Here is a 24919-nt window from a genome sequence, read left to right on the forward strand (position 1 = left end):
TGAGGCGCCGGCCGGAACCGAGAACGGCGGAGGACCACGCGGACTCCAAGGCGCGTCGCGCAGCCGTTTTGTGGAGGACGCCGCCGCGCGCCGCTCACCCGAACGTGGTCCGGTCGCGGCAGGGCTCGAGGCGGCGGAGGCTGTCCATCACCTCGCGCGTCACCTCCTCGTACAGTTCCCGGACGCGCGGGCGCGAGGCCGTGGCGAGCTCCGCATGCTGACGCTCGAACCGCATGGGTTGGCCGAACTTGATCACAATGCGTCCCGGACGCGGCAGCGCCTGGGAGCGTCCCCAGAGTTCCCCAAGGCCAAAGGTTCGCACGGGAACCACGGGCGTGCCGGTGCGGAGCACCATCAGCCCGAGACCGCTCGGGGTTTCCCGAATGCGACCGTCGGTGGAACGGGTGCCCTCCGGAAACAGCAGCACCACCTGGTTCGCCGCGAACAGGTCCAACACGGTCCGCAGACCTGCGGCGCTGCCCCCGTCGCGGTCCAACGGCACGGCGTTCAGGGACCGGATCAGGCGCGAGAACGCCGGGTGCTGAAACAGGGTCTGTCGGGCCAGATAATGGATGGGTCGGGGGACGGCCGCGCCGATCAGCGGCGGATCCGCAAAGGAGACGTGATTGGCGGCGAGCAGGACCGGCCCGACCGGGGGAACGCGCTCCGGATGGTACACCGTCCAGCCGAAGTAGGTGATGCCGACTCCCTGCACGATCCGGCCGCAGACCCGGTAGAACAGGGAACCGCGATCGGATTCCGGGTGCGGCCGCTTCATGCCACGTCCACCTCCAGTCCGTCGTGGGCGAGTTGCACCCCGGCGGGCAGTTCCGCCTGGTCGGCGTCGTGGTCGTAGTCGTGCGTCAGGTGGGTGAAGAAGGTCCGGCCGGCACCGATCCGCCGCGCCGCGGTGAGCGCCTCATCCAGGCACATGTGGGTCCAGTGCGGGGTCTTGCGGAGGGCGTCCAGCACCACGACCTCGATGCCGCGGATCTGTCCGAGCACCTCCGCCGGCACCTCCTTGCAGTCGCTCAGGTACGCCATGCGGGGGCCGTGATGCTGGGCGAAGAGAAATCCGAGGGTCTGGATGCGTCCGTGCGGCAGCAACAGCGGCGTGATCTCCAGGTCGCCGAGGGTGAACGGGCCGGTGATTTCGCGGGGATCGGGATGAAAATACCCCCTTGAGATGGGACGCCCATCGAAGGCGTACACGAAGACCCGCTGCAGGGCCTGGAGGGTCTCCCGGGAGGCATACACCGGGAGCGGTCCGCCGCGCAGGTCGCAGACCCGCCGGCAGTCGTCCAGACCCATGATGTGATCGGCATGGGCATGGGTGATCAGCACCGCGTCGAGATACCCGAGTCCTTCGCGCAGCATCTGGGTGCGGAAGTCCGGCGTGGTGTCCACGACCAGCCGGGTTTCCGGGGACTGCACATAAATGGAGGGGCGCAGCCGGTGGTTCCTCGGATTGGCGAGATACTGGGGCGGGTACTCGCGACCGATGACCGGCACCCCCTGGGAGGTGCCCGTGCCCAGAAAACGGAAGGAAAACGCCATGCGCCGACCCGAGTACACCGGTGCGGTGCCGGGGCACCAAGGGGATTCTTGCGGGGAATTTTTGGCCCTTCCGCTTTGGGCCGCGGCGCGGGAAGGTCGCGCGGGAATGCTCACCACGTTGCGAATCCGCAACCTCGCGCTGGTCGCCGACCTGACCGTGGAGTTCGGTCGGGGCCTGAATGTGCTCACCGGCGAGACGGGCGCGGGCAAGTCGGTGATCCTCGGCGCCCTGAACCTGGTGCTCGGTCAGCGGGCGGATCGGACGCTGCTGCGATCCGGAGCGGAGGCCTGCACTGTGGAGGCCTTGTTTGAAGTCCCCCGGTTGGAGGCGACCCTGGCGGCCTATTTTGAGGCCAACGGGCTCGAGCCGGGGGAGCCGGGGCAGCTTCTGCTCAAACGCACGTTTACCGCCGCCGGGACCAACCGCCAGTTTGTCAACGGATCGCCCACCACCCTGGATCGCCTGGCGGCCTTGGGGGACTGGCTGGTGGACCTGCACGGACCGCACGAACACCAGTCGCTGCTGCAACCGGCCCGGCAACTTGCGATCCTGGACGCCTTCGGCGGCCTCGGGGAGCAGGTGGCGGCCTTCGGCGCGCGGGTCCGGAACCGTGCGGAGGTGGATCAGGCCCGTCGCGCGCTGATGGAGGATGAGCGCACCTTCGCGCAGCAACTGGACCTCCTGCGGTTCCAGGTGTCCGAGATCGAGGCGGCGCGGCTGGAGGCTTCGGATGAGGCCGATCTGGAGGCTGAATTCCGCCGGGCCGGGAACGCGGCACGGCTGCGGGAGCTGGCGGCGGCGGCCCTGGAGGCGCTCGATGGCGAGGACCATTCCGCGACGGCGGCGCTGGCGCAGGCCGGCCGGGCCATCCAGGACGTGCAACGCCTGGATCCGGATGCGGAGCCCCTGGCGGCACTCCATGCACAGACAGTTGAACTGGTGCGCGACCTGCAGGGCAGCCTGTCCCGTTATGCCGACCACATTGAACTCGATCCGGAACGCCTCCAGGCGTTGGAAGAGCGCGTGAACCTCGTTCAATCCCTGCGGCGCAAGTATGCCCCGACGATCGCCGGCATTCTGGAGTTTGGGCAGGACGCCCGGCGCCGGCTGGAGGGGATGGAGGGGCGGGATGGGGAGGTGGCGCGGCTGGACGCCGCGGCTGCCCGGCTGGATGCCGAACTCGCGGCAGGAGGCGCGGCATTGACCGCGGCGCGGCAGCGGGTGATTCCGCGCCTGACGCCTGCGGTGACCCGCGAGCTGTCGGCTCTGGGCTTTGCCCGGTGCCACTTTGACATCGGGCTGCGCCCGCTGCCGGCTCCCGGGTCCACGGGCTGCGACGCCTGCGAATTCCAGTTTGCCCCGAACCCGGGCGAACCGGCGCATCCGCTGCGGGCAATTGCCTCGAGCGGGGAGCTCGCGCGGGTGATGCTGGCGCTCAAGACCGTGCTGGCGGCCGAGGATGCGGTGCCGGTGCTCGTGTTTGACGAGGTGGATGCCAATGTCGGCGGCGAGACGGCCCGGGCGGTCGGGGAGCGCATGCGACGGATCGCGCGGCAGCATCAGGTGCTGTGCATCACCCACCTGGCCCCGGTGGCGGCGGCCGGGGAGACCCATTTCGTCGTCAGCAAGTCATTGAGCGAGGGCCGCACCGAATCGCGTGTCACCCGCCTGGAGGGCGCGGCACGGGTGGAGGAAGTGGCGCGCATGCTGGGCGGCGGCGCGGCGGCGAAGGTGCATGCGGCGGAGCTGCTGCGCGAGCAGGGCTGAGGAGGCCGAGGTTGATGGTTCCGCGGGCTTGTGGGGCTTGTGGGGCTTGCGGGCTTGCACCGGACGGGCGGTCCGCGGTAGTCGCAGGGGCGTGAGCAGCCCCGCCGCCGTCCCCGCCGCCCCCGCGGAGTCCCCGGTCCGCACCCCGTGGCCGTCGCAGGTCAAATTCATCATCGGGAACGAGGCCTGCGAACGGTACAGCTTCTACGGGATGAAGGGCATCCTCGCCGGCTACATCTCCGGCGAGGTGATCCGCGGCGGACTGGGGCTGACCCAGGACACCGCCACCCTGTGGATCCACCTGTTCATCATGGCGAACTACTTCACGCCGCTCCTGGGGGCCTACCTCTCCGACCGGCTGTGGGGACGCTACCGGACCATCTTGTGGATTTCGCTGCTGTACTGTGCCGGACACGGGGTGCTGGCGCTGAGCGACCTGACGCAGGTGGTGGAAACCCGGGTGGCCCTGCTGTGGACGGGACTGACCCTGATCGCCCTGGGGGCCGGAGGCATCAAGCCGTGCGTGTCGGCGTTCATGGGCGATCAATTCCCGGTGGGAGCCTCGCGGCTCTACCAGAAGGCCTACGCCGCCTTCTACTTCTCCATCAATTTCGGATCGTTTTTTGCATTCCTGACCATTCCGTTCCTCGCGCGGACCGTGGGCTATGGGTGGGCGTTTGGCGTCCCCGGCATCGTCATGGGGCTGGCGACGTTGATTTTCTGGAGCGGACGCAAGCGTTACCTGCACGTGCCGCCGGCGCGCGAGAGCCACGTGGCGGGATTCTTCCCGGTGGCCCTTGAGGCCTGGCGGCGACGCCGTGCGGGGCCCGACTTCTGGTCGGGCGCGATGCCGAGGTACACGGCGGCGGAGGTGGCCGCTGCGCGGTCCGTGCTTCCGGTGCTGAGCATCTTTGTCCTGATCCCCCCGTTTTGGGCGATGTTTGACCAGCACTCGTCCACCTGGGTGCTGCAGGCGCGGCAGATGGTGCCGTGGCAGATCACGGACACCTATGTGATCGGGGGCGAGGAGATGCAGTCGCTGAATCCGCTTCTGGTGATGCTGCTGGTGCCCCTCCTCACGGGCGTGGTGTACCCGCTGGGCCGGCGATGGATCACGCCGCTGCGACGGATCGGGCTGGGCATGGTGGTCGCCGGCCTCTCGTACGTGGTGGTGGCCTGGATCCAGCAACGCCTCGCCGACGGTGCCCAGTTGAGCGTGCTCTGGCAGTCGGTGCCCTACCTGATCCTCACGACGGCGGAGGTGCTGGTGTCCACCACCGGCTTGGAGTTCGCCTACACCCAGGCGGCGGCGAGCATGAAGAGCATCATCATGAGCTTTTGGCTGCTGACCGTGGCTGCGGGCAACGGTCTGGTGGCGCTGATCACGCGATTTGGCGGTGGGGCGCGCGACGATGCCTCCGTGACGCCCGGGCGTTTTCTGCTGTACGCGGGCATGACCTTTGTCGTCTCCGTGGTGTTTGTTCTGGTGGCCCGGCAGTACCGGTATCGCGACCCGGGTGCGGTGGCCGCGCCGGCCGTTGCATAAGTTTCTCGCCCGGACCGCCCGAGCCTGATAGGGATCTCCCGCAGCAGTCACCCCGACTCATCAAAGAGCGCCATGTATCGCGTCCAGGGAGGAGACCAAAAGGAATACGGACCCGTCGGTGCCGAGACGGTCCGCCAGTGGATCCAGGAAGGACGGCTGAACCGGGATTCCAGGATCCGCAACGAGGGCGACGCCGAGTGGAAGCCGCTCAGCCAGTTCCCCGAGTTTGCCGGATTGCTGGCCTTGGGGACCCCGCCGGGACCCGCTGAGACTCGGGACATGCCCGCTGCGGTCCCCGGCCGCGGCATCCCGATGGCCGATCCCGTCCGGGCCGCCAATCTGGTGCGGTTGCCGGCGCAGCTCATGGTCATCATGGCCGCTCTGGGCATGGTGCTGGTGTTGGTGATGCTGGTGGCGCGGGGGGCGATGCTGGAATGGGCGCTCAATGGCGGCCTGCCGCTGGATCCGGGCAGCCGCTCTCAACTGGAGCAGTTGCGGAACGCCGGAATTGGGGTGACGGACATCCTGCAGGCCCTGTTTGGCGTGGCCGTCAACGGCATGGTGATCTTTGGTGCGCTCAAGATGCAGCGGCTTGAGGATTGGGGTCTGGCGGTCACGGCGGCGGTGTTGACGTTGCTGCCCTGCGCCGGCTGCTGCTGCCTGATCGGACTGCCCATCGGCGTTTGGAGCCTCCTGGTGCTCAACAAGCCGGAGGTCAAGTCCGCCTTCCGCTGATCCATGCCTCCGGTCCGGGTCCAGAACGCCGAGCCGCCGCTGCCGTCCACGGTCCCCGTCCCGGTTCCCGCAGCGACCCGCCGGACCGGGTTGGTACTCCTTGGTCTGGGCCTGCTGGTGCTCGTCGCGATGGGGATCGTCTGGCGCGTGGAGCCGTCCGGACAGCCCTACTTCCCGCGGTGCCTGCTGCATCAGTGGACGGGCCTGCAGTGCCCCGGATGCGGGGCGACACGCGCGTTGCATGCGCTTTTGAACGGCCGTGTGGTCGAGGCCTTCCGCCACAACGCCCTCGTGTTGTTCGCCGTGCCACTTGGGGCCGCGCTTGGGGTGCGCTGGGTGCGAGGGCGGTGGACCGGATCCTGGTGGCCCAATCCGTTGACCCAGCCCTGGCTGCTCGCCCTGCTGGCGGGGCTTGCGGCCGGCTTTGGCGTTGGACGCAACCTCGGATGACCTCGCGCAGCGCTGCTCATCGGGCCGCGTTTCGTCCGCGATGGCCGCGGCGTGTTGCGGTTCTGGCAAAATCGGCGCGGCGCGACACCCGGGCACGCAATCATGTTTCTCCGGGGGCCGCTCCCAGCGCCCCCTGAAAGGTCCCATTATGAACGAACTGCCTGCCGCCTTTGGAACGGAACGTCCCGGAAATGCCCACGTCCTTGCCTGGGTGGGGGACGTGGCGCGCAGGACCCTGCCCGACCGGGTCTTCTGGTGTGACGGATCCGGGGCCGAGCGTGACGCGCTGTACGCCGCCGCGGTGGCGCAGGGGGTCCTCGTCCGGCTCAACCAGGAGAAGCTGCCGGGATGCTACTACCACCGGTCGCATCCGGACGACGTCGCCCGTGTGGAGCAATGCACCTACATCTGCACGGAGTCCGAGGCGGATGCGGGACCGACCAACAACTGGTCGGCACCCGGGCCGATGCGCGAGCGGTTGCTGGCGATGGTGACCGGTTCCATGCGGGGACGCGTCCTGTACGTCGTCCCGTACCTCATGGGGCCGCCCGGATCCCCGTTGAGCCGGGTGGGCGTCGAAATCACGGACTCCATCTATGTGGTGCTCAACATGCGCATCATGGCGCGCATGGGGCGGGTGGCCTGGGAGGCGCTGGGGGAGGGGGCGGAATTCAACCGCGGTCTGCACTGCCTGCTCGATCTGGACCCGGAGCGACGGTTCATCTGTCACTTTCCGGAACGCAACGAGGTCATTTCGGTCGGGTCCGGCTATGGCGGCAATGCGCTGCTCGGGAAGAAGTGCTTCGCCCTGCGGATTGCGTCGTGGCTTGGATGTCACGAGGGCTGGATGGCCGAGCACATGCTCATCCTGGGTGTTGAATCGCCGGACGGTGAGAAAACCTATGTCGCGGCCGCCTTCCCCAGCCAGTGCGGCAAGACCAATTTTGCCATGCTGGTGCCGCCGGAACGGTACCGCGGGTGGCGGGTCTGGACCGTCGGGGATGACATCGCCTGGATGAAGCCCGGGCCGGACGGACGGTTGCATGCCATCAACCCGGAGGCGGGCTATTTCGGGGTCGCGCCGGGCACCAATGCGAAGACCAACCCCAACGCCATGCAGTCCATTCGGCGCGACACCATCTTCACCAATGTCGCATTGAAGCCCGACGGCACGGTCTGGTGGGAGGGGCACGATGATCCGCCCCCGGCGGAGTGCCTCGACTGGCGCGGGAATCCCTGGACCCCGGAATCGCTCGAGAAGGCCGCCCATCCCAACTCGCGTTTCACGGCGCCGATGATCAACAACCCGATGCTGGCGCCCGAGGCGCACGACCCGGCCGGGGTGCCGATTTCGGCCCTGATTTTCGGCGGGCGGCGTCCGAATACCGTCCCCCTCGTCTTCGAGGCGTTCAACTGGAGTCACGGGGTGTTTTTGGGAGCGACGATGGGCAGTGAGACCACGGCCGCGGCGGCGGGGGCCGTGGGGCAGGTCCGTCGTGACCCCATGGCGATGCTGCCGTTCTGCGGGTACAACATCGGCCGCTACTTCCGTCACTGGCTCGACATGCGCAAGAAGCTGCGCCTGCCACCGCGGGTGTTTCAGGTGAACTGGTTCCGGCGCGACGAGGACGGCAGCTTTCTCTGGCCGGGCTATGGCGAGAACATGCGGGTGCTCCGTTGGATTGTGGACCGCTGTCGCCACCACGCCGGTGCCTGCGAAACCGCGCTGGGCTGGGTGCCCCGATGGGAGGATTTCGACACCGACGGGCTCGAGGGATTCACCGAGTCCCGGTTCGACCGGCTGCAGGCGATGAACCCGGACGAATGGCGGCGCGAAATCCTGCAGCACGACGAACTGTTCATGAACATCTACCAGTTCCTGCCCAAGGAGATGATCTTCCAGCGGGAACTGCTGGTGGCCCGGCTCTGACGTCCGAGGCCCGGGTCAGCGGATCCCAAACCGCGGCAACTGGTCGCGGTAGGTCCGGCTCAGGGTCAGCCGGGTTCCGTCGCGCAGCATGACGCTGTATTCCCCGTGGAACAGGGGCTGCAGCTCCCGGACCCGTTCACCGTTGACGATCGCCGTGCGGCTGATGCGGACAAAGCGGTCCGGCGGCAGCCGCTTTTCCATGGCGGTGAGCGTTTCCCGGACGAGGTGCACCTGCGTTCCGACGTGCAGTTCGACGTAATTGTCCGCCGACCCGATCCAGTCCACATCGGCCACGTTGACGAATGTCACCCGGCTGCCGGACTTCACGGGGATGCGCCCGACCGCTGGATCCGGACGCGTCTGCATCTGGGCCAGGACCGCTTGAAGGCGGGAGGCGAGTTCCGAGGGGGCGGTGGTGCGCAGACGGTCCATGGCCCGCCGCAGTGCCGTTCGGAACCGTCCGCGGTCGAATGGCTTGAGCAGGTAGTCCACCGCGTGGACGTCGAAGGCCCGGAGTGCGAATTCGTTGTGTGCCGTGACGAACACCACGGCCGGGGGCGGCAGGTCGGCGAGCCGCTCCAGGACGCCGAACCCATTGCAGCCCGGGAGCTGGATGTCGAGAAACACGAGATCCGGGCGCAGGTCCCGGATCTGCGAGACCGCCTCCTCACCGTTGGTGGCCTCCCCGACATGGGTGACCTCCGGTTCCGCGGCGAGGAAATGGCGCAGCCGTTCCCGTCCGAGGGGTTCGTCATCCACGGTGAGGACACGGAGGCTCTGGGTGGGTGCATCCATGGAGGCCCATTCTAACGGGGTGGGACGACTTTTTCCATCGCGGGCTTGTGTTGTCCAACGAAACGGACCCGCTCCCTCCCGGCTCCGGGCGATTCCCGGTTCGACGCCGCAGGCGGGTTCGTGTAGGACGACCGTCAATTCCATGGTGCACCGATTCATCACCACCGCCGAGGCCCTGAAGGAGGAATATCGGGGGCGTACCAACTACTGGCTCGTTCGACGCGAGATCGCCGAGACCCAGGGGCTCCAACTGTGCCGCGCCGTGCTCCCTCCAGGAGAAGGCCACCCGTTCCACACGCACCCGGAGCTTGAGGAGATCATTTACGTGTTGGAAGGAGAGGTCGAACAGTGGGTCGAGGAGGCTTCCCGCCGCCTCTTGCCCGGAGAGGTGGCCCACATCCCGCGAGGACGGGTCCACGCCACCTTCAACGCGGGCCCAGGCGATGCCGTGATCCTCGCGATCCTGTCTCCAGCCGTGTTCGAGGGGCCCTTCGCCGTGGATGTCAGCGGCGAGGAGCCCTGGAAGTCCGTGCGGAAGCCCCCGGCAGCGTAATCCCCCCAGGATCCTCCCCATGGAGTCCACCCCCGATCCAGGCGATGAGCGGCGTTTTGTGACTGCGGCCGAACGCCTCGTGGAGCCGACCGTCTTTACCGTCAATGAATGGCTGTCGCGTCCCGATGTGGTCCCGTGCCGGGAACTGCTCCTCGTGCGCGCGACGATGGAGCCCGGACGCAGCCATCCCTTCCACCGGCATCCGACGCGAGAGGAGATCATTTATGTGCTGTCCGGGCGGGCGGAGCAGTGGTGCGGCGGCAGCCGGCGGATTCTCGGGCCCGGCGACATGGTGTTGATTCCGAAAGGGGAGGTCCACGGCACCTACAATCCGTTTGGAGAGCCGCTGGTGTTCCTGGCGATCCTGAGCCCGGCGCAGGCGGGTCCTCCCGATGTGGAGGATGTCTCCGGGGAGGCCCCCTGGCAGGGATTGCGCGAGCGCTCCGACCTGCCGTCATTCGGCGGGCCGGGTTGCACCCCATTCTGAGACCCTGCCCGCCATCGCCATGGGATTCCCCGTCCGTGCATTGGTGCGGGGCTCCCGCCGTGCCACCCCCGGGGAAACGAAGCCCGGGACTCGCGGGACCCCCCGGCACCAGGGCGGGATCGCAATTCCGTAGAGACAGCGGAGGGCGGTTCCGGTAGCGTCGCGGGGTTCATTTCCGCGGGGGGGATCCGAAGGGGTCTCCCCTGTCCTGATACGCATGAAACCATCTCCCGCGAACAAACGGTCCGGAATCCTTGCCGGTGGCAACTGGATCGTGGACCACGTCAAGATCATTGATACCTATCCGCAGCTCGAGCAGCTCGCCAACATCACCGCCCGGCACCAGGGCACCGGAGGGGCGCCGTACAACGTGCTGCTCAACCTGGCAAAGCTGGGCGCCGGGTTTCCCCTCGCGGGCGCGGGTTTTGTGGGGCGGGACGCCGACGGCGAGGCCATCCTGGCGGACTGCAAGCAGCACAAGATTGACACGCGTTTTCTCAAGGCCATTCCCGATGTCCCGACCAGCTACACCGACGTCATGACGGTGGCGTCCACCGGCCGGCGCACCTTCTTCCACTGCCGCGGTGCAAACGCCCTCTGGGACGCGAAGGAACTCGACTTCAGCAAGATCAAGGCACGGATCTTTCATCTCGGTTACCTGCTCCTGCTGGACAAGCTGGACACCGTCAACAAGGAGGGGATCACCCCGGCGTCCCGGTTGCTCCAGGCGGCGCAGGCGGCGGGGGTGAAGACCTGTGTGGATGTCGTCAGCGAGGCGAGTGACCGGTTCAAGTCGGTGGCCATTCCGTCGCTGAAGTTCTGCGATTACGCCATCATCAACGAATATGAGGCGGGCCAGGTGGCCGGGTTCAAGATCCGCAAGGACGGCGTGCTCGACACGGTCTCCCTGCGCCATGCGGCCGGCGCGATCCTCCAATTCGGCGTCAAGGAACTGATTGTCATTCACTTTCCCGAGGGCTGTTTCGCCCGCACCCGCGATGGCAAGGATCACTGGCAGCCCTCGCTGAAGGTGCCGGACAAGCAGATCGCCGGGACGGCGGGTGCCGGCGATGCCTTTTGCGCCGGTGTCTTGTACGGCCTGCACGAGGGCTGGGAACTGCAGCGGTGTCTGCTCACCGGCGTCTGCGCCGCCGCCGCGTCGCTCACCCATCCGACCTGCACCGGAGGCATGAAGACACTCGCCCAGGTCGAGGCGTTGAAGAAGAAGTACGGGGTCCGGCCCCCGCTGGAGCCCGACGAGGACTACTGAGTCCCCGACGGTACCGCGACCAGCGGCCGGCGGCCCAGGTGGCCGTTGGAGGCCTCGAGGGCGATCCGGCCGTCGGGTCCGGCCTGCCGCCGCCGGAACACGCCGCCGGCTGATTCGACAATCAGCCCGCCGGCGGCGATGTCCCACAGCTGGATTCCGGTCTCCACGTAGGCGTCAAATCGTCCGCTGGCGACGTAGGCCAGGGCGAGGGCCGCGGAACCCATGATCCGGAGCTTGCGCACGCGCGGTGCCAGCCGTTGGACGTCCCGGACCAGCGCCGGGATGTTTCCGGCACGGCCGGAGAACCCAAGGCTGAGAATCGCCTCGCGCAGGGGCCGGGTGCTCACCCGGATGCGGCGTCCGTTCAGGCACGCCGGGTGCCCCCGTCGCGCGGTGAACCGTTCATCACAAAACGGGTCGAGGACGACCCCGGCCACCGTGGCGTAGCCATCGGCATATCCGGCCGACCGTGGTGTTTCCCGCAGTTGGAGGGCGATGCTCACCGCTGCATGGGGAATGCCGTGGGCGAAGTTCACCGTGCCATCCACCGGATCCACCACCCACCGGGCCGGGGCCGTCAACGACGCCTCCTGGACCGCCTCCTCGCCCAGGACCGGAATGTCTGGAAACGCCCCGGCGAGGCTTCGGGTGATCACCCTCTGGCAGCGGACGTCCAGTTCCAGCTTGAGGTCATGGCGCGTCGAGGAATGGACCTTCTTGGGACGCGTCCGGTGCGTCGCCATCAGCACTCCGGCGGCGCGTGCGGCCCGGATGGCCGCCTCCAGGGCGACATCAATCTGGCGATCGTTCATGGGACGGGGAGGGAATCCGAATCCCGGGTCGGGCTCAAGGCAGCACCTCGGCCCGGTCCTTGAGCAACGCCTCCAGCCGGAGCCGCTTCTCTTCGAGCAGTCCGCTTTCGGCCGCCTGGACCGCTTCGAGCAGATCCGTGGCCTCCCCGAGGCGGGCCAGGCTCACGTAGTCGGCACCCGCCCGACGGAGCACCGCCACGTCGCCGACCCGCTCCGCCGGGGCGATGATCCGGGCCGTGGGATTCAGCTCCCGGAGCGTGCGCACCAGCTTGAGGTTGGTCACCCCGCGCAGCAGGGAATCGGGGACGGTGCATACGAGCACCCCGGCCTGCGCGATGCCCGCATGCATCAGCGTGTCGCGCTGGCTGAGGTCGCCGTACAACGCGCGGATGCCCCTGCGCTTGAGCTCGTTGAGCGCGAGCGGATTGAAGTCCACGACCGCCACCTGGGGGAGGAGGTTCGGTGCGTGACGCTGCAGTTCCTCCAGCAGGGAACTGGCGGTTCGGAAGAAGCCCAGCAGCAGGATCCGCGCAGACCCGTGGCCCCCGGATGAGGCCAGTTGTTCCCGGGTGCGCATCTGCGTCTCGCCATCATCCAGGTCCTTCAAGCCGCACCGCTTGAGGAAGGGGGTCATCCGGCGGACGGCTCCGTCCGAGCGCATCATGGTGAACGATGAAAGCAGCGCGAGCAGCACGAAGGCGAGCGAGATGGCCCCGGTGTCCATACGCGCGAGCTGGCCCTCCTTGATGCCGAGGGCGACCAGAACGAGGGAAAACTCGCTGAGCTGGCAGAGGTTGATGCTGTTGACCAGGCTGAGGCGCAATCCGGATCCCAGCAGGTACAGGGGCGGAAAAATGGTGAGGAACCGGCTGACGATGACGAAGGCGCAGTAGCCGAGGGCGAGGGTGATCATGGGCCCGGTGGGCAACGGAATCGTCATGCCCAACCCCACGAAGAACAACGTGACAAAAAAGTCCCGCAGACTGGTGACCTTGGCGGTGACGTCCAGGGCGTAGGGAAACGTGGACAGCGCGACGCCGGCCACCAGGGCGCCCATTTCGCGGGAGAGTCCGAGGGAGGCTGCACCCTGGCCGACCGAAAAGCACCACGCGAGGGCCCCGACCAGCACCAGTTCGGGCAGCCGGGCCACGTGACGGAACAGGGCGGGCAGCACGAAGCGGCTCAGCGCCAGCGCGCTCACCACCAGCGTGGCCACCTTGGCCACGGACAGCACCAGAGCCCCGAGGCGCATCTGGTCGAGGCTCGGCTGGATGGCGAGGAACAGGATGATGGCCAGGTCCTGCAGGACCAGCACGCCCAGCGTGACCCGGCCCGCCACCGTGTCGAGCTCCCGCTTGTCGTACAGGATTTTGACCACGATGACGGTGCTGCTGAGGGCACAAGCGATGCCGAAGTACAGGGCATCCCACCCCTGGCCGCCGCCCATCGGCAGACCGACCGCCCGGGCGAGGCCGATGCCCAGCGCCGTGGTTCCCGCGATCTGGACCACCGCGGTCACGGTGATCGAGCGCCCCGCGGCGGCGATCTTCTTGAGGTCAATCTCCAGCCCAATCATGAAGAGCAGGAAAATGAGGCCGAGCTCGGAAATGACATCAATGGCCTCCTCGTGAACCACCCACCGCAGCCCCCGGGGCCCGATCACGAATCCCGCCACCAGGTAGGCCAGCAACACCGGCTGGCGAAGCCACTGCGCAACGACACCGAGGATCCAGGCGGCGGCAATGCAGAGGGAGATGTCGCGGAGCAGGTCGTGCACGTGGCGACCGAAAGACTAGGGAAGGTCTCGGGGCGGGGGGAAGCCCACCGCCGTTCCCCGGTCACTTTTTTCCTTCCCCCCCGAAGCGCTTCCGGCGGAAATCCCCGGCTTCGTTGACATGGCCTTGATCGTGCAGAAATACGGCGGCACCTCGGTGGCGACCACCGGGCGGATCCGCGCCGTGGCGGACCGCGTGGCCCGCCACCGGCACCAGGGGGACCAGGTCGTCGTCGTCCTGTCCGCCATGAGCGGGGTCACCGATGGCCTGATCCGCATGGCCAAGGAGATCACCCCGCTGCCGAGCGAACGGGAAATGGACATGCTCCTGTCCACCGGCGAGCAGCAGACCATCGCCCTTGCGGCCATCGCCCTCCACGCCCTGGGGATCCCCGCCGTGTCCCTCACCGGCGCCCAGGCCGGCATCGTGACCGACGGCGTCCATACCAAGGCCAAAATCCGGAACATCAGCCCCCGTGAAGTCCACCGGCTGCTGGACCAGGGCGCGGTGGTCATCGTGGCGGGATTCCAGGGTCAGACACCCGAGGGACAGATCACCACCCTCGGCCGTGGCGGCAGCGACCTGACCGCCATTGCCCTGGCGGCCGCGCTCAAGGCCGACTTGTGCCAGATCTACACCGACGTGGATGGCATCTACACCAGTGATCCCCGGATCGTTCCGGCCGCCCGCAAGCTCCCCGAGATTGCCTATGACGAACTGCTGGAACTGGCCGGCGCCGGCGCCAGGGTGATGCAGCTGCGGTCCGTCGAGTTCGCCAAGAAGTTTGGCGTCATTTTTGAAGTCCGCTCCAGTCTCAACGAGTCCCCCGGCACCATCGTGAAAGAGGAAACCACCAGCATGGAGGGCGTCGTGGTCCGCGGCGTTTCCCTCGACAAGAACCAGGCCAAGATCACGCTGTTCGGGGTTCCCGACCAGCCCGGACGTGCGGCCCGGATCTTCCGCGCCCTCGCGGACGCGGCCATCAACGTGGACATGATCGTCCAGAACTCCAGCCATGAGGGCGGGCTGCGGTCCACGGATCTCAGCTTCACCGTGGACCGTCCGGACCTGCTCAAGGCCAGCCGGGTGATTGACGGTCTCAAGGGGGAGGTCGGCTTCAAGGAGGCGGTGGCCGAGGAGGACATCGCCAAATTGTCCGTCGTCGGCGTCGGCATGCGCAGCCATTCGGGCATCGCCGCCCGGATGTTTGATGTGCTCGGCGGCGAGGGAATCAACATAGACATGATCTCCACCAGCGAGATCAAGATCTCGGTGATCATCCAGCTCTCCCGGAGCGAGGAGGGGCTGCGGACGCTGCACCGGGCGTTCCTGGAGGGATGACACCGCTCGCGCGCGCCCGGCAGGTCTTCCGGACCGAGATTGCGGCGTTGCAGGCGGTGGCGACGTCGCTGGACGACTCGTTTGCATGCGCGGTCTCCCTGACGGCGGCGGTCCTGGGGGAACGGCACAAGATTGTGGTCGCCGGCATCGGCAAATCCGGCGCCATCGGGCGGAAGATCGCCGCCACACTCAGCAGCACCGGATCGCCGGCAGTCGTGCTCGATTCCGTGGATGCCCTCCATGGGGACCTTGGAATTCTCCATGAGGGCGACCTGGTGCTGGCGCTGAGCTACTCCGGCGAGTCGGAGGAACTCACCCATCTGCTGCCGGCCCTGCGACGGTTTGCCGTCCGGATCATCGCGCTGACCGGCGCCCCAAGGTCCACCCTCGCGCGGCATGCGGATGTCGTGCTCGCCTGCAGGGTTCCGCGCGAAGCCTGCCCCTTCAATCTCGCTCCGACCTCCAGCACGACGGCCATGCTGGTGCTTGGGGATGCCCTCGCGCTGGCGGTGGCGGATGCCCGGGGATTGAAACTCGAGGAGTTTGCCCGGAGGCATCCCAGCGGCGCCATCGGACGGGCCCTGCTTGTTCGCGTCGGGGACATCATGCGCCGGGGCGACCGCAATGCGGTGGCGCCGGACACTCTCACGGTACGGGAGGCCCTGCTGCTGATGACCCGCGCCCGCTCGGGTTCGGTGGCCGTGGTGGATCCCGCTGGGCGCCTGCGGGGCGTGTTCACCGACGGGGATTTGCGGCGCCGGATGGCCACGGATGAGCAGGCGCTGGATTGTCCGCTCCGCAAGGTGATGACGCGGAGGCCGGTGTCCATCCGCGAGGAGGCGATGGCCATTGAGGCGCTCCGGCTGTTCGACCGGAAGTCGGTGGACGACCTGATCGTGGTCAACGCGCGCGGCGAACCCGTCGGCCTGGTGGATTCCCAGGATCTTCCCAAACTCAAGCTGATGTAGCCCGCCCGGCACCCCGACACCATGACTTTCACCGCTCCGGAACTGGCCCGAATCGTGGACCATACCCTGTTGCGGGCCGACGCCACGGCCGCGGACATCGAACGTCTTTGTCAGGAGGCCCGGGATTGGGGCTTCCACGCGGTGTGCGTGCACGGGTCCCGCGTGCTCCAAGCGGCGCACCGGCTGGAAGATACCGGAGTTCGGGTCGTGGCGGTCGCGGGCTTTCCGCTTGGGGCAATGGATGCCGACGTGAAGCGGTTCGAATGCGAGTCGCTCGTGGACCTAGGCGCCCAGGAACTGGATGTCGTCCTCAACGTCGGGCGGCTCAAGGATGGCGATGACCGGTACGTGCTGCGTGAATTGCGCGACGTGGTCGAGGCGGCCGGCGGTGTCCCGGTGAAGGTGATCTTGGAATGCGCGCTGCTGACCGAAGACGAAAAGCGCCGTGCGAGCTCAATGGCGGTGGAGTCCGGGGCCCGCTGGGTGAAGACGTCCACAGGGTTTGGTCCGGGGGGGGCGACCGTGGACGATGTCGCACTGTTACGTTCCATCGTGGGGCCGGATTTCGGCGTCAAGGCGTCCGGCGGGATCCGGGACCTGGCGACGGTCGTGGCTCTGATGGATGCCGGGGCGGACCGGATGGGGACCAGCGCAGGGGTGGCCCTCGTCCAGAGCCTCGGGATGTGATGAAAAGATTTTCGAAGCGATCCGGGTCCGGCTGCGTCTGCGGCTGGGAATGATCGTTCGTCCACGCGGTGCGTCACGGGATACGGAGCGGCGGGGGCCCGCCAGTTGTCTGGAGAGCCGGCTGACCTCCGCCCGGCTGCGCGAGATCGGGCGCGGTGGGTACCATCTATTGAGCGACGGAGCGACCGCTGGGGGAGACGCGCATGCCCGGACGCTGCGCATGGCCGACCGGACCCGGGGTTTTTGGAAGTTCGCCGGCTGCCTCGGTTGATTGCTGACCGGGGTGCCCGCGGCAACGGCAATGGAAACGGCGACCGCGGCCGCGGGCGGTTTCCGGTTCATCCGCTTCAGTCTGGCGCTGCCAGCCGGGACGCAATGTCCGCGAAGGCCTCCGGGGGCAGCACTTCAGCCCGGGCGCCGTGCGGGACCCCGGCCGCTAGGAGGGCGGCATCCACGAGCGCCGGCGCCCAGCGGGTGACCAGCAATTTGCGCATCATCTTGCGCCGTTGGCTGAAGGCCTGCCGCACGACGCGGACGTAGGTGGGCAGGACGTCGTCCGCCACCAGGGGCTGCGGCCGACGGACGAGGTTGACACAGGCGGAATCCACCTCCGGGGGCGGGTGAAAACAGGAGCGCGGAATTCGAAACCATCCCTCCGGCTCGTACCGCGCCGCGATCAGGAGCGTCAACAGACCGTAGTTCTCCGTCCCTGGAGCCGCCGTCAGCCGTTGCACGACCTCCCATTGCAACGTGACGACCATCCGGGACGGCGGATGCCGGGACAGGGCGAGCTCCACAAGAATCGGGGAACCGACCGAGTACGGCAGGTTGGCCACGAGCTTGGTTGTGGACCAGTTGCGCGAATCCCCCCGCAACCATTCGAGGGCGTCGGCACGCACGAGCTCCAGCAACGGGGGATTGCCCAGGCGCTCGGAAAGGGCGTTGGCGAGGCGGTCATCCAGTTCCACCGCGGTCACCGGGGCTCCGGTGGCCAGAAGCCGTTCCGTCAGGGGCCCCAGTCCGGGGCCGATTTCCAGCAGCCGGTCCCCGGGGATCACGCCGGCGGCAGCCACGATCCGGCGCAATTGATTGCCGTCGTGTAGAAAATGCTGGCCCAGCGATTTCGTCAGCATGACGCCCTGGGCCTCCAGCCAGCGCCGCATGTCGCCCAGGGTCATGCGGCCACCTCCCTGAGGATTTGCTTGAGGGCACTGACCGCCCGATCGAGTGCGGGCCGCCGAATGACCAGCGGCGGGCTGAAGCTGATGACCTCGGCCCCGGGACCTTCGGGCAGGAGGATGTAGCCCTGGTGGAGCAGGGATTGGATGGCCGCAAGGCTTTCGGCTCCGGCCGGCCGTCCATCGGCATGTCTCAATTCAACACCGGCCATCAAGCCGAGGCCGCGCACCGTGAGCTCCAGGCGACCGATCCGGGCGGGTAATTCCCGCAGGGACTTGAGGAGGTGTCGCCCCAGGGAGGCGCTGCGCGGGATCAACCGTTGACGGCGCAATTCGGCGATCTGCGCCAGGGCCATGGCGCATCCGACCGGGTTTCCCAGGAAGGTGCTGGTGTGGATCGCCTCCCCCTCCGACCGCGGCCAGGCCGCTTCCATCAGTTCAGCGCGCCCGACGCAGGCGCTGATCGGAAACCCGCCGGCGAGGGCTTTGCCCAGACAGACCAGATCCGGCATCACCCCGCTGTGCTCGCAGGCAAACCAGCGTCCGGTCCGCCCAAACCCGGTGTAAATCTCGTCCACAATCAGCAGCGCTCCGTGGGCGTCCGCGACACGGCGAAGCCATGGCAGGAACTGTGGGGAAGGGATCCGGATGCCTCCGCGGGCCTGGACCGGTTCGACGAGGATGGCGCCGATGGCGTGTCGGGCGAAGGCGTCGTGCATCGCGGCCTCCACCCGCGGCAGGTCGGCGCAGGCGGGGTTGGCGGGGCAGGAGCATGCGGCCGTCGAGCAGGCGGGCCAGGGAACAAAGGTTCCGAATTTCCCGAGCTGGTCGCGGAAGGGGCCCCGGAAATGCTCGCGGTGGGTGGCCTCGAGCGCGCCGTAGCCCAGTCCATGATAGGCGCCCTCAAAGGCGATGATTCCGGGGCGGCCGGTCGCCAGGCGTGCCGTCTTGAGGGCGGCCTCGACGGACTCAAAGCCCGAGTTGGTGAACACCGTGCGGCCGGTCAACCGGCGGCCGCTCCAACGCTCGAAGGTCAGGCCGCTCAGGACCCGGGCGAGCGACGCCTTGAGCGGGTGCGGATGCACATCCCCCATCGCGTGGGGCAGACGGCGAAGCTGGCGCTGACCCGCGCGCACCACGGCCGGATTCGCGTGCCCGGCCGCCGCCACGCCAAAGGCCGCCGTGAGGTCCAGGTACCGACGCCCCTCCGGATCCCATACGGCGCAGCCGCGCGCCCGATCCCAGACGATTGGCCACCGTCCGTCCGGGTCGAGGTGCGTGACGTTGGGTGACTCGTAAAGCCGAAGCTGACGCAGGGTTTCCCGGGTGCGCATCGCGGTTCACACTCCCTTTTGGTCCGGAGGCCAGATGAACTTGTGCATCTGGAGCTGGAAACGGACCGGCAAATGGTCCTCCAGCAGGGCCTCGACCAGTTCCTGCCGGGAAATGGGCGTCGCGCCCGCCGGCAACGGCTTCAGGGAGGCGTCGTGCTGATGCGGCACGAGGGGCGCCACCCACGAGAAGAGCAGGGGACAGCGTCCTGCAAGCTGATGCCGCAGGAGGACGTCCCGTGCCCATTCGTAGTCCTCCCGCGTGCCAATGACGAACTTCACCTCATCGGTGGGTTGAAGTTGCGCAATATTCTCCCACCGGTTGCGGGCGGATTCCCCGCTGCTGGGCGTCTTGAGATCCATGATCCGGCGGATGCGCGGATCCAGCATCCCGATGTCGTGGGCCCCGCCGGTTTCCACGAGCACGGTGAATCCCGCGTCGCAGAATTCCCGCATCAGTGCGGGCGCCTGGATTTGCAGCAGCGGTTCCCCGCCGGTGAACTCGACCAGTGGGAGCCGGTGCTCCAGAATCCGCTGGCCGGCATGCGGCGCGGCCAGTTGCTCCACCGCTTCCCGGATGTCCTCAAAGGATCGCCGGGCGCCTGCGGTGAAGGCATACGCGGTGTCGCAATACGAACAGCGCAGCGCGCACCCCGTCAGCCGGACGAACACACAAGGCAATCCCGCAAACGTGCTCTCCCCCTGCACGCTCCGGTAGATTTCGTTGACCACAAGACTGCCCGCCACGGCGACAGCGTACCCGGAGGAGGCCCGGGACGGGAAGCAATGGCCGGAAGGGCCGTCGCGCTTGCGTCCGCCCCGTTCCTTTTTACCCTGAGCGGCTCTATGCCGCCCTGCTCGCATTCGACACGGTCCTCGATCCCCGGCGTCCCGCTTTTGACGGCCATGCTGCCCCTGCTGCTGCTGCTGCCTGCGGCGGCGCAGCACCGGCTGGGACCGGCCGGCAGCTTTGAATCGCCACGGATTGTCGAGGCCTCCGACGACGGGGAGAAGGCCATCCGACGCTTCCAGATGCCCCCGGGTTGGAAGGCCGAGCTCTGGGCGGCGGAGCCCGACGTGGCGCACGTCGTGTCGTTTGATGTGGCCGACGATGGACGGGTGTTCGCCGTCGAGTCGTTTCGCGCCTGGCGCGGTGTGCCGGACATCCGCGGGATCATGGACTGGCTCGATGAAGACCTCGCCTGCCGGTCCGTGGATGACCGGCTCGCCATGATGCAGCGCCATCTGGGTCCCGCCGGGATGGCCGATTATTATCGAAACACCGAGCGGATCCGATTCCTCCGCGACACCCGCGGCACCGGCCGGGCGGATGTCTCGAAGGTGTTTGCCGAGAACTTTGCCACGCCCCTGGACGGCGTGGCTGCCGGCGTGCTCGTCCGGGGACGTGATGTGTGGTTTGCGAACATCCCCAACGTCTGGCACCTCCGGGATGAGGATCTCGACGGGGTGGCCGACTCGCGGCGCAGCATCAGCTACGGGCACGGGATCCGTGTGGGCTTCCTCGGTCATGACCTGCATGGCCTCACCTGGGGGCCGGATGGACGCCTGTACTTTAGCATCGGGGATCGGGCGTCGGTCCTGCAGACCCCGGGGGGGACCGTGGGAACCCCGGACACCGGGGCGGTCTTCCGATGCCGTCCGGACGGCTCCGAAATGGAGATGTTCTACTCCGGGCTGCGCAATCCCCAGGAGCTTGTGTTCGACGAGTGGGGCAATCTGTTCACCGGGGACAACAACTCCGACGGCGGGGACCAGGCGCGTTGGACCTATCTGATCGAGGGCGGTGACAGCGGCTGGCGGATCGGATGGCAGTTTCTCGAGCGTCCGAACCCCCGCGGCCCGTGGAACTCGGAGAAGATGTGGGCGCCGCAGAATGATGCGCAACCGGCCTACCTCACCCCGCCGGTCAAGAACATCACTGCGGGACCGAGCGGCAATGCCTATTATCCGGGGACCGGGCTGGGGCCGGAATGGCAGGGCACCTTTGCCCTGTGTGATTTCCGGGGCAGTGGTGCCGGTTCGGGCATCGTGGCATTCAAGCTCCAGCCCAAGGGTGCCAGCTTCGAGTTGGTGGAGGACCGCCGGTTACTGTGGGCGATCGAAGCCACGGACGTCAGCTGGGGGCCGGACGGAGCCCTGTGGGTGAGCGACTGGGTGGATGGATGGGAACCTGTGGGCAAGGGGAGGATCTACCGCTTTTTCGACACCAACACCCTTCACCAGCCCATCGTCCAGGAGACCCGCGAACTGCTGGCGTCGGACTTTTCGGGAAAGCCGGAGCCCACGCTGCTGGAACTGCTGTCCCATCCCAATTTCCGGGTGCGGCAGGCGGCCCAGTTCGAACTCGCCGCCCGCGGCGACGCGTCCATCGCGGCGCTGGCAACGCTCGCGCAGGGCGGCTCCAGCCTCCACGCCCGCCTCCACGCCGTCTGGGCCCTGGGCCAGATCCAGTCGTACGCCCACAAACCGGGCCGCGAGGCCGCATCGGAGGAGCTCGATGCCCTCCTGCCGCTGCTGGCCGACTCCGAACCGCACCTGCGCGCCAACGCGGCCCGGGTGCTTGGAGACGCGGCCTACCCTCCCGCCTTCGACGGCCTCGTGCGGCTCACCTCGGATGCGAACCTGCACGTCCGGGCCCTGGGAACCATCGCCCTCGGCAAGCTGCGGCGCACGGACTCCGTGCCGATCCTGTTCCGGGTGTTGCGTGAGAACGCCGACCGGGATCCGTTCGTCCGGCACGCGGCGGTTCAGGCACTGGTCACCGTGAATGATTTTGATGCCCTCGAGGCGGCCAGGGCGGATGCCGACGCCGCGGTGCGGATGGGGGTGCTGCTGGCCATGCGGCGATTGCATCGCCCGGAAATCGCACACTTCGTAGACGATCCCGAGCCACGGCTCGTCACGGAGGCGGCCCGGGCAATCAATGATCTTCCGGTTTCCGGAGCGATGGAGCGGCTCGCGGGACTCGCGTCAGAGCCGCTGGATGCCGGCAACCCGGCCCTGGGTCGAAGGGTGATCAACGCGAACTACCGTTTCGGCACCCGCGACACCGCCTTGGCGCTGGCCCGCGTGGCGTCCCGTGCCGACCCCGAGGCCTACCGCATCGAGGCCCTGGAAGCCCTTGCGGCCTGGCCCGCCAATGGCGGACGCGATCGGATCACCGGATTGTGGCGCCCGACGGCGTTCGCCCGGGATGCCGCAACGCCCGCCGCGGCTCTCGAACCGGAATTGGCAGACCTCTTGAAGACGGCGCCGGACGGCGTCCGCACCGCGGCCGCCCGCGCAGCAGGTACGCTGCGGATCGCGTCCGCCGGTCCCTTCCTGGCGTCGCTCGTCATCGGTCGCGAGGGAAATGCCGCGACGCGCAGTGCGGCGCTCACCGCGTTGTCCGCGCTTCAGGTCGCCGGCTATGCGGAGGCCTTGGCGGCGGCGCAGGAGGACCCCGAGGAGGGCGTGCGCAAGACGGCGTTGCAGTTGAGCGTGGAGGTCCCCCCGCTGGCGGCGGCATCGGTCGCGGCCCCCGCGGATCCGGTGGCAACGCTGGCCGGGGTGCTGGAGCAGGGTTCGGTTGCCGAGCAACAGAATGCGTTGGCGACCCTGGCCCGGCTGCGGACCCCGGCCGCCGAGGCCCTGGTCATGCCGTGGATGAAGCGATTGCTCGAAGGTCAGGTTCCTGCGTCTCTGGAACTCGATGTCCTCGATGCCGCGGCTGCCCAGCCCGGGTTGAAGTCGCTGGTGGACCAGTGGACCGTCGCCCGCGCCGCCCAGGAGGACGACGACTTGGGTCCGTGGCGGGTCACCCTGGCTGGCGGCGATGTGGAGGCGGGACGCAAAGTCTTTCTGGAGCGGGCCGAGGTGGCCTGCGTGCGGTGCCACAAGGTGGAGGGCGAGGGCGGCGAGGTGGGACCGGAACTGACCGGGCTCGTGGCGGCGAAGGGGCGGGAGTACGTCCTTCAGGGCATCCTGTTCCCCAACGCCTCGATCGCGGAGGGTTTTGAGAACCTGCTGGTGACCTTGAAGGACGGCACCGCCTACGCGGGGGTCATCCGGTCGGAGGATGCGAACGAACTCGTGTTGAACTCCCCGGAGGATGGCCTGGTGACCCTGAAGATGTCGGACATTGAATCCCGCGAGCGCGGCCTGAGCGGCATGCCCGAGGGCTTTGGGGACCTGCTGTCGAAGCAGGACCTTCGAAACCTCCTAGAATACCTGGCCTCGGTGCAGTGAGTTCTGGAGCGCCCGCCGCATCCACTCCCGCCAGGGCGTGGTTGCGTCGGGTGGGTGGGCTACCGCTCCAAGCCCCAAGACTGCCCGACCTGTTCACCGAATCCGCCCCAGCGTTTGGAAGTATATGGCTTGGACGGCTCCGGGGTCGCTCCCATCGTTGATTGCACCCTCCGGGTTCACCCTCCAAGACCCGATGCCAGGCTTGCTCCCCGGTTCAGTTTAGTCCCCACTTGGGTAGCTTGAGCACGCCGGTTTTCGTCCAGCGCTTCGCGATGCGGAACTACAAGAGCGTTGCGACGTGCAACCTCACATTGCGGGCGCTCACGTTCATGGTCGGGCCGAACGGCGCGGGCAAGAGCAATGTCCTCGACGGACTCCGCTTTATCGCTGATGCCCTCCGGGATTCGCTTGACCACGCCCTCCGGTCACGCGGCGGTATTAAGGAAGTACGGCGCCGGTCCGGCGGACACCCCAACCATTTTGCACTACAGGTCCACTTTGGGTTCCCGGACGGTACATCCGGGTTGTACGGCTTTCAGATCGGCGCGCGACCCCAAGGCGGGTATGAGGTCCAACAAGAGTTCTGCAATAGCGTTCGGGGCGCCGATCCCAGCCGCACGGACCGGTTCCGCGTGGAGCGCGGGATCGTCGTGGACAGCAGCATCGAGGTTCCCCCTGCGGCCTCCGCTGACCGGTTGTTCCTGGTCAACGTTTCCGGCTACCCGGAGTTTCGGCCCCTGTACTCCGCGCTTTCCCGGATGGGATTCTTTAGTTTGAACCCCGACCGGATCCGGGATCTGCAACCGCCCGACGCCGGTGACTTGCTCGCCCGTGACGGCGGCAACCTCGCCAGTGTGCTTGGGAAGCTTGCTCGTGAGAACCCGACCGCCAAGAAGCGGATCGAGGAATATCTGTCGAGGGTGGTGCCCGGCATTCGCGAGGTTGAACCGAGGAGCGTCGGCCCCAAGGAGACCTTGGAATTCCGGCAGGATGTCGCCGGTGCGCGCGATCCGTGGCGGTTCTTCGCCGCCAATATGTCGGACGGCACCCTTCGAACCCTGGGAGTTCTCGTTGCCCTTTTCCAATCGTCTGACGGCGGTGAGGACCGCGTCCGGCTCGTCGGCGTCGAGGAGCCGGAGATTGCCCTCCACCCCGCCTCCGCCGCCGTCCTCCGGGACGGCCTTCGCGATGCCAGCCGCTCGACGCAAGTGCTGGTCACGAGTCACAGCCCGGACCTTCTTGACGACGAGGACATTGAGGCGGATTCGATCCTGGCAGTCGTCTCGGAACACGGCGCGACCCGGATTGGCCGGCTCAACGAGGTCGGCCGGTCCGTTCTCCATGACCGGCTTTACACCGTGGGCGAATTGCTCCGCATGAACCAGCTGGACCCTGAGGTAGCGGAGCAGGAATTTGACCTGTCGGCGCCCCATCCGGTGGAATAACCGTGCCTGCAGTCGCCTCCATTGTCGAGGGTCATGGAGAGGT

21 protein-coding genes are annotated in these 24919 nt (G+C 67.6%); 13 read left to right on the forward strand and 8 right to left on the reverse strand.

The window, feature by feature from the left end; all coding sequences use genetic code 11:
• Positions 1-94: 94 nt before the first annotated feature.
• Complete coding sequence (locus tag KF791_06300) at positions 95-778, reverse strand: 1-acyl-sn-glycerol-3-phosphate acyltransferase (protein MBX3732189.1); 684 nt, start codon at positions 776-778, stop codon at positions 95-97.
• Positions 775-1557, reverse strand: coding sequence for an MBL fold metallo-hydrolase (locus tag KF791_06305; protein ID MBX3732190.1), 783 nt, complete (start codon positions 1555-1557; stop codon positions 775-777). Before KF791_06305 ends, KF791_06300 begins: the two co-directional genes overlap by 4 nt.
• 106 nt (positions 1558-1663) lie before the next feature.
• On the opposite strand from KF791_06305, the gene recN reads away from it, so the two are divergent.
• The 5 genes from recN to KF791_06330 all read left to right on the forward strand — a co-directional run bounded on the left by recN (position 1664) and on the right by KF791_06330 (position 7986).
• Positions 1664-3325 (forward strand): DNA repair protein RecN, encoded by a 1662-nt coding sequence (recN, locus tag KF791_06310; GenBank protein ID MBX3732191.1) that lies wholly within the window; start codon positions 1664-1666, stop codon positions 3323-3325.
• A complete protein-coding gene (locus tag KF791_06315; GenBank protein MBX3732192.1) occupies positions 3294-4871 on the forward strand; it encodes an MFS transporter in 1578 nt (525 codons plus the stop codon). The genes recN and KF791_06315 overlap by 32 nt, the downstream gene beginning before the upstream one ends.
• Before the next feature lie 72 nt (positions 4872-4943).
• A complete protein-coding gene (locus KF791_06320) occupies positions 4944-5606 on the forward strand; it encodes a DUF4339 domain-containing protein (protein MBX3732193.1) in 663 nt (220 codons plus the stop codon).
• Positions 5607-5609: 3 nt separating this feature from the next.
• Complete coding sequence (locus KF791_06325; GenBank protein MBX3732194.1) at positions 5610-6056, forward strand: DUF2752 domain-containing protein; 447 nt, start codon at positions 5610-5612, stop codon at positions 6054-6056.
• Between the two features lie 148 nt (positions 6057-6204).
• Positions 6205-7986: a phosphoenolpyruvate carboxykinase (GTP) gene (locus tag KF791_06330; protein ID MBX3732195.1), complete on the forward strand. Its 1782-nt coding sequence runs from the start codon at positions 6205-6207 to the stop codon at positions 7984-7986.
• A 15-nt stretch (positions 7987-8001) separates the two neighbouring features.
• Here the strand turns inward: KF791_06330 and KF791_06335 are convergent, their stop codons facing one another.
• The gene (locus tag KF791_06335; GenBank protein ID MBX3732196.1) at positions 8002-8781 is read right to left on the reverse strand and encodes a response regulator transcription factor; all 780 of its coding nucleotides are present in this window, start codon (positions 8779-8781) and stop codon (positions 8002-8004) included.
• A gap of 142 nt (positions 8782-8923) precedes the next feature.
• Here KF791_06335 and KF791_06340 point away from each other — a divergent pair, with 142 nt between their 5' ends.
• The 3 genes from KF791_06340 to KF791_06350 all read left to right on the forward strand — a co-directional run bounded on the left by KF791_06340 (position 8924) and on the right by KF791_06350 (position 11091).
• A complete protein-coding gene (locus tag KF791_06340; GenBank protein MBX3732197.1) occupies positions 8924-9334 on the forward strand; it encodes a cupin domain-containing protein in 411 nt (136 codons plus the stop codon).
• A gap of 19 nt (positions 9335-9353) precedes the next feature.
• Complete coding sequence (locus KF791_06345) at positions 9354-9821, forward strand: cupin domain-containing protein (GenBank protein ID MBX3732198.1); 468 nt, start codon at positions 9354-9356, stop codon at positions 9819-9821.
• A gap of 217 nt (positions 9822-10038) precedes the next feature.
• Entirely contained in the window at positions 10039-11091 is a 1053-nt protein-coding gene (locus tag KF791_06350) for a carbohydrate kinase family protein (protein ID MBX3732199.1), read from the forward strand.
• Here KF791_06350 and KF791_06355 read toward each other — a convergent pair.
• Both KF791_06355 and KF791_06360 read right to left on the reverse strand, forming a co-directional pair.
• Positions 11085-11903 carry an inositol monophosphatase gene (locus KF791_06355; protein ID MBX3732200.1) on the reverse strand — a complete coding sequence of 273 codons (819 nt, stop codon included), beginning with the start codon at positions 11901-11903 and terminating at the stop codon, positions 11085-11087. The two genes, KF791_06350 and KF791_06355, sit on opposite strands and share 7 nt — an antisense overlap.
• Positions 11904-11937: 34 nt before the next feature.
• A complete protein-coding gene (locus KF791_06360; GenBank protein ID MBX3732201.1) occupies positions 11938-13680 on the reverse strand; it encodes a cation:proton antiporter in 1743 nt (580 codons plus the stop codon).
• Between the two features lie 118 nt (positions 13681-13798).
• Here KF791_06360 and KF791_06365 point away from each other — a divergent pair, with 118 nt between their 5' ends.
• Genes KF791_06365 through deoC form a run of 3 tightly spaced genes read left to right on the forward strand, consistent with a single transcriptional unit; the run spans position 13799 to position 16674 of the window.
• Positions 13799-15019, forward strand: a complete 1221-nt coding sequence (locus KF791_06365; GenBank protein MBX3732202.1) for an aspartate kinase — start codon at positions 13799-13801, stop codon at positions 15017-15019.
• Complete coding sequence (locus tag KF791_06370; protein ID MBX3732203.1) at positions 15016-15987, forward strand: KpsF/GutQ family sugar-phosphate isomerase; 972 nt, start codon at positions 15016-15018, stop codon at positions 15985-15987. The genes KF791_06365 and KF791_06370 overlap by 4 nt, the downstream gene beginning before the upstream one ends.
• Positions 15988-16008: 21 nt before the next feature.
• Positions 16009-16674 (forward strand): deoxyribose-phosphate aldolase, encoded by a 666-nt coding sequence (gene deoC, locus KF791_06375; protein MBX3732204.1) that lies wholly within the window; start codon positions 16009-16011, stop codon positions 16672-16674.
• 347 nt (positions 16675-17021) lie between these two features.
• Here the strand turns inward: deoC and rsmA are convergent, their stop codons facing one another.
• The 3 genes from rsmA to KF791_06390 are packed head-to-tail and all read right to left on the reverse strand — an operon-like array spanning position 17022 to position 20047.
• The gene (gene rsmA, locus KF791_06380) at positions 17022-17852 is read right to left on the reverse strand and encodes a ribosomal RNA small subunit methyltransferase A (GenBank protein MBX3732205.1); all 831 of its coding nucleotides are present in this window, start codon (positions 17850-17852) and stop codon (positions 17022-17024) included.
• Complete coding sequence (locus tag KF791_06385; GenBank protein MBX3732206.1) at positions 17849-19186, reverse strand: aspartate aminotransferase family protein; 1338 nt, start codon at positions 19184-19186, stop codon at positions 17849-17851. The genes rsmA and KF791_06385 overlap by 4 nt, the downstream gene beginning before the upstream one ends.
• A gap of 6 nt (positions 19187-19192) precedes the next feature.
• Positions 19193-20047, reverse strand: coding sequence for a radical SAM protein (locus KF791_06390; GenBank protein MBX3732207.1), 855 nt, complete (start codon positions 20045-20047; stop codon positions 19193-19195).
• Positions 20048-20089: 42 nt separating this feature from the next.
• Between KF791_06390 and KF791_06395 the strand changes: the two genes are divergently transcribed.
• Positions 20090-23431 (forward strand): HEAT repeat domain-containing protein, encoded by a 3342-nt coding sequence (locus tag KF791_06395; GenBank protein MBX3732208.1) that lies wholly within the window; start codon positions 20090-20092, stop codon positions 23429-23431.
• 272 nt (positions 23432-23703) lie between these two features.
• Positions 23704-24876 carry an AAA family ATPase gene (locus KF791_06400; GenBank protein MBX3732209.1) on the forward strand — a complete coding sequence of 391 codons (1173 nt, stop codon included), beginning with the start codon at positions 23704-23706 and terminating at the stop codon, positions 24874-24876.
• Positions 24877-24919: the final 43 nt, after the last annotated feature.

Source organism: Verrucomicrobiia bacterium (assembly GCA_019634635.1).
Taxonomy (GTDB): Bacteria; Verrucomicrobiota; Verrucomicrobiia; order Limisphaerales; family UBA9464; genus UBA9464.

Bases quoted from the DNA above. Each gene is read 5' to 3' on its own strand.
- KF791_06300 (MBX3732189.1), bottom strand. From the start codon at position 778: ATGAAGCGGCCGCACCCGGAATCCGATCGCGGTTCCCTGTTCTACCGG.
- KF791_06305 (MBX3732190.1), bottom strand. From the start codon at position 1,557: ATGGCGTTTTCCTTCCGTTTTCTGGGCACGGGCACCTCCCAGGGGGTG.
- recN (MBX3732191.1), top strand. From the start codon at position 1,664: ATGCTCACCACGTTGCGAATCCGCAACCTCGCGCTGGTCGCCGACCTG.
- KF791_06315 (MBX3732192.1), top strand. From the start codon at position 3,294: ATGCGGCGGAGCTGCTGCGCGAGCAGGGCTGAGGAGGCCGAGGTTGAT.
- KF791_06320 (MBX3732193.1), top strand. From the start codon at position 4,944: ATGTATCGCGTCCAGGGAGGAGACCAAAAGGAATACGGACCCGTCGGT.
- KF791_06325 (MBX3732194.1), top strand. From the start codon at position 5,610: ATGCCTCCGGTCCGGGTCCAGAACGCCGAGCCGCCGCTGCCGTCCACG.
- KF791_06330 (MBX3732195.1), top strand. From the start codon at position 6,205: ATGAACGAACTGCCTGCCGCCTTTGGAACGGAACGTCCCGGAAATGCC.
- KF791_06335 (MBX3732196.1), bottom strand. From the start codon at position 8,781: ATGGATGCACCCACCCAGAGCCTCCGTGTCCTCACCGTGGATGACGAA.
- KF791_06340 (MBX3732197.1), top strand. From the start codon at position 8,924: ATGGTGCACCGATTCATCACCACCGCCGAGGCCCTGAAGGAGGAATAT.
- KF791_06345 (MBX3732198.1), top strand. From the start codon at position 9,354: ATGGAGTCCACCCCCGATCCAGGCGATGAGCGGCGTTTTGTGACTGCG.
- KF791_06350 (MBX3732199.1), top strand. From the start codon at position 10,039: ATGAAACCATCTCCCGCGAACAAACGGTCCGGAATCCTTGCCGGTGGC.
- KF791_06355 (MBX3732200.1), bottom strand. From the start codon at position 11,903: ATGAACGATCGCCAGATTGATGTCGCCCTGGAGGCGGCCATCCGGGCC.
- KF791_06365 (MBX3732202.1), top strand. From the start codon at position 13,799: ATGGCCTTGATCGTGCAGAAATACGGCGGCACCTCGGTGGCGACCACC.
- KF791_06370 (MBX3732203.1), top strand. From the start codon at position 15,016: ATGACACCGCTCGCGCGCGCCCGGCAGGTCTTCCGGACCGAGATTGCG.
- deoC (MBX3732204.1), top strand. From the start codon at position 16,009: ATGACTTTCACCGCTCCGGAACTGGCCCGAATCGTGGACCATACCCTG.
- rsmA (MBX3732205.1), bottom strand. From the start codon at position 17,852: ATGACCCTGGGCGACATGCGGCGCTGGCTGGAGGCCCAGGGCGTCATG.
- KF791_06385 (MBX3732206.1), bottom strand. From the start codon at position 19,186: ATGCGCACCCGGGAAACCCTGCGTCAGCTTCGGCTTTACGAGTCACCC.
- KF791_06390 (MBX3732207.1), bottom strand. From the start codon at position 20,047: ATGCGAGCAGGGCGGCATAGAGCCGCTCAGGGTAAAAAGGAACGGGGC.
- KF791_06395 (MBX3732208.1), top strand. From the start codon at position 20,090: ATGCTGCCCCTGCTGCTGCTGCTGCCTGCGGCGGCGCAGCACCGGCTG.
- KF791_06400 (MBX3732209.1), top strand. From the start codon at position 23,704: ATGCGGAACTACAAGAGCGTTGCGACGTGCAACCTCACATTGCGGGCG.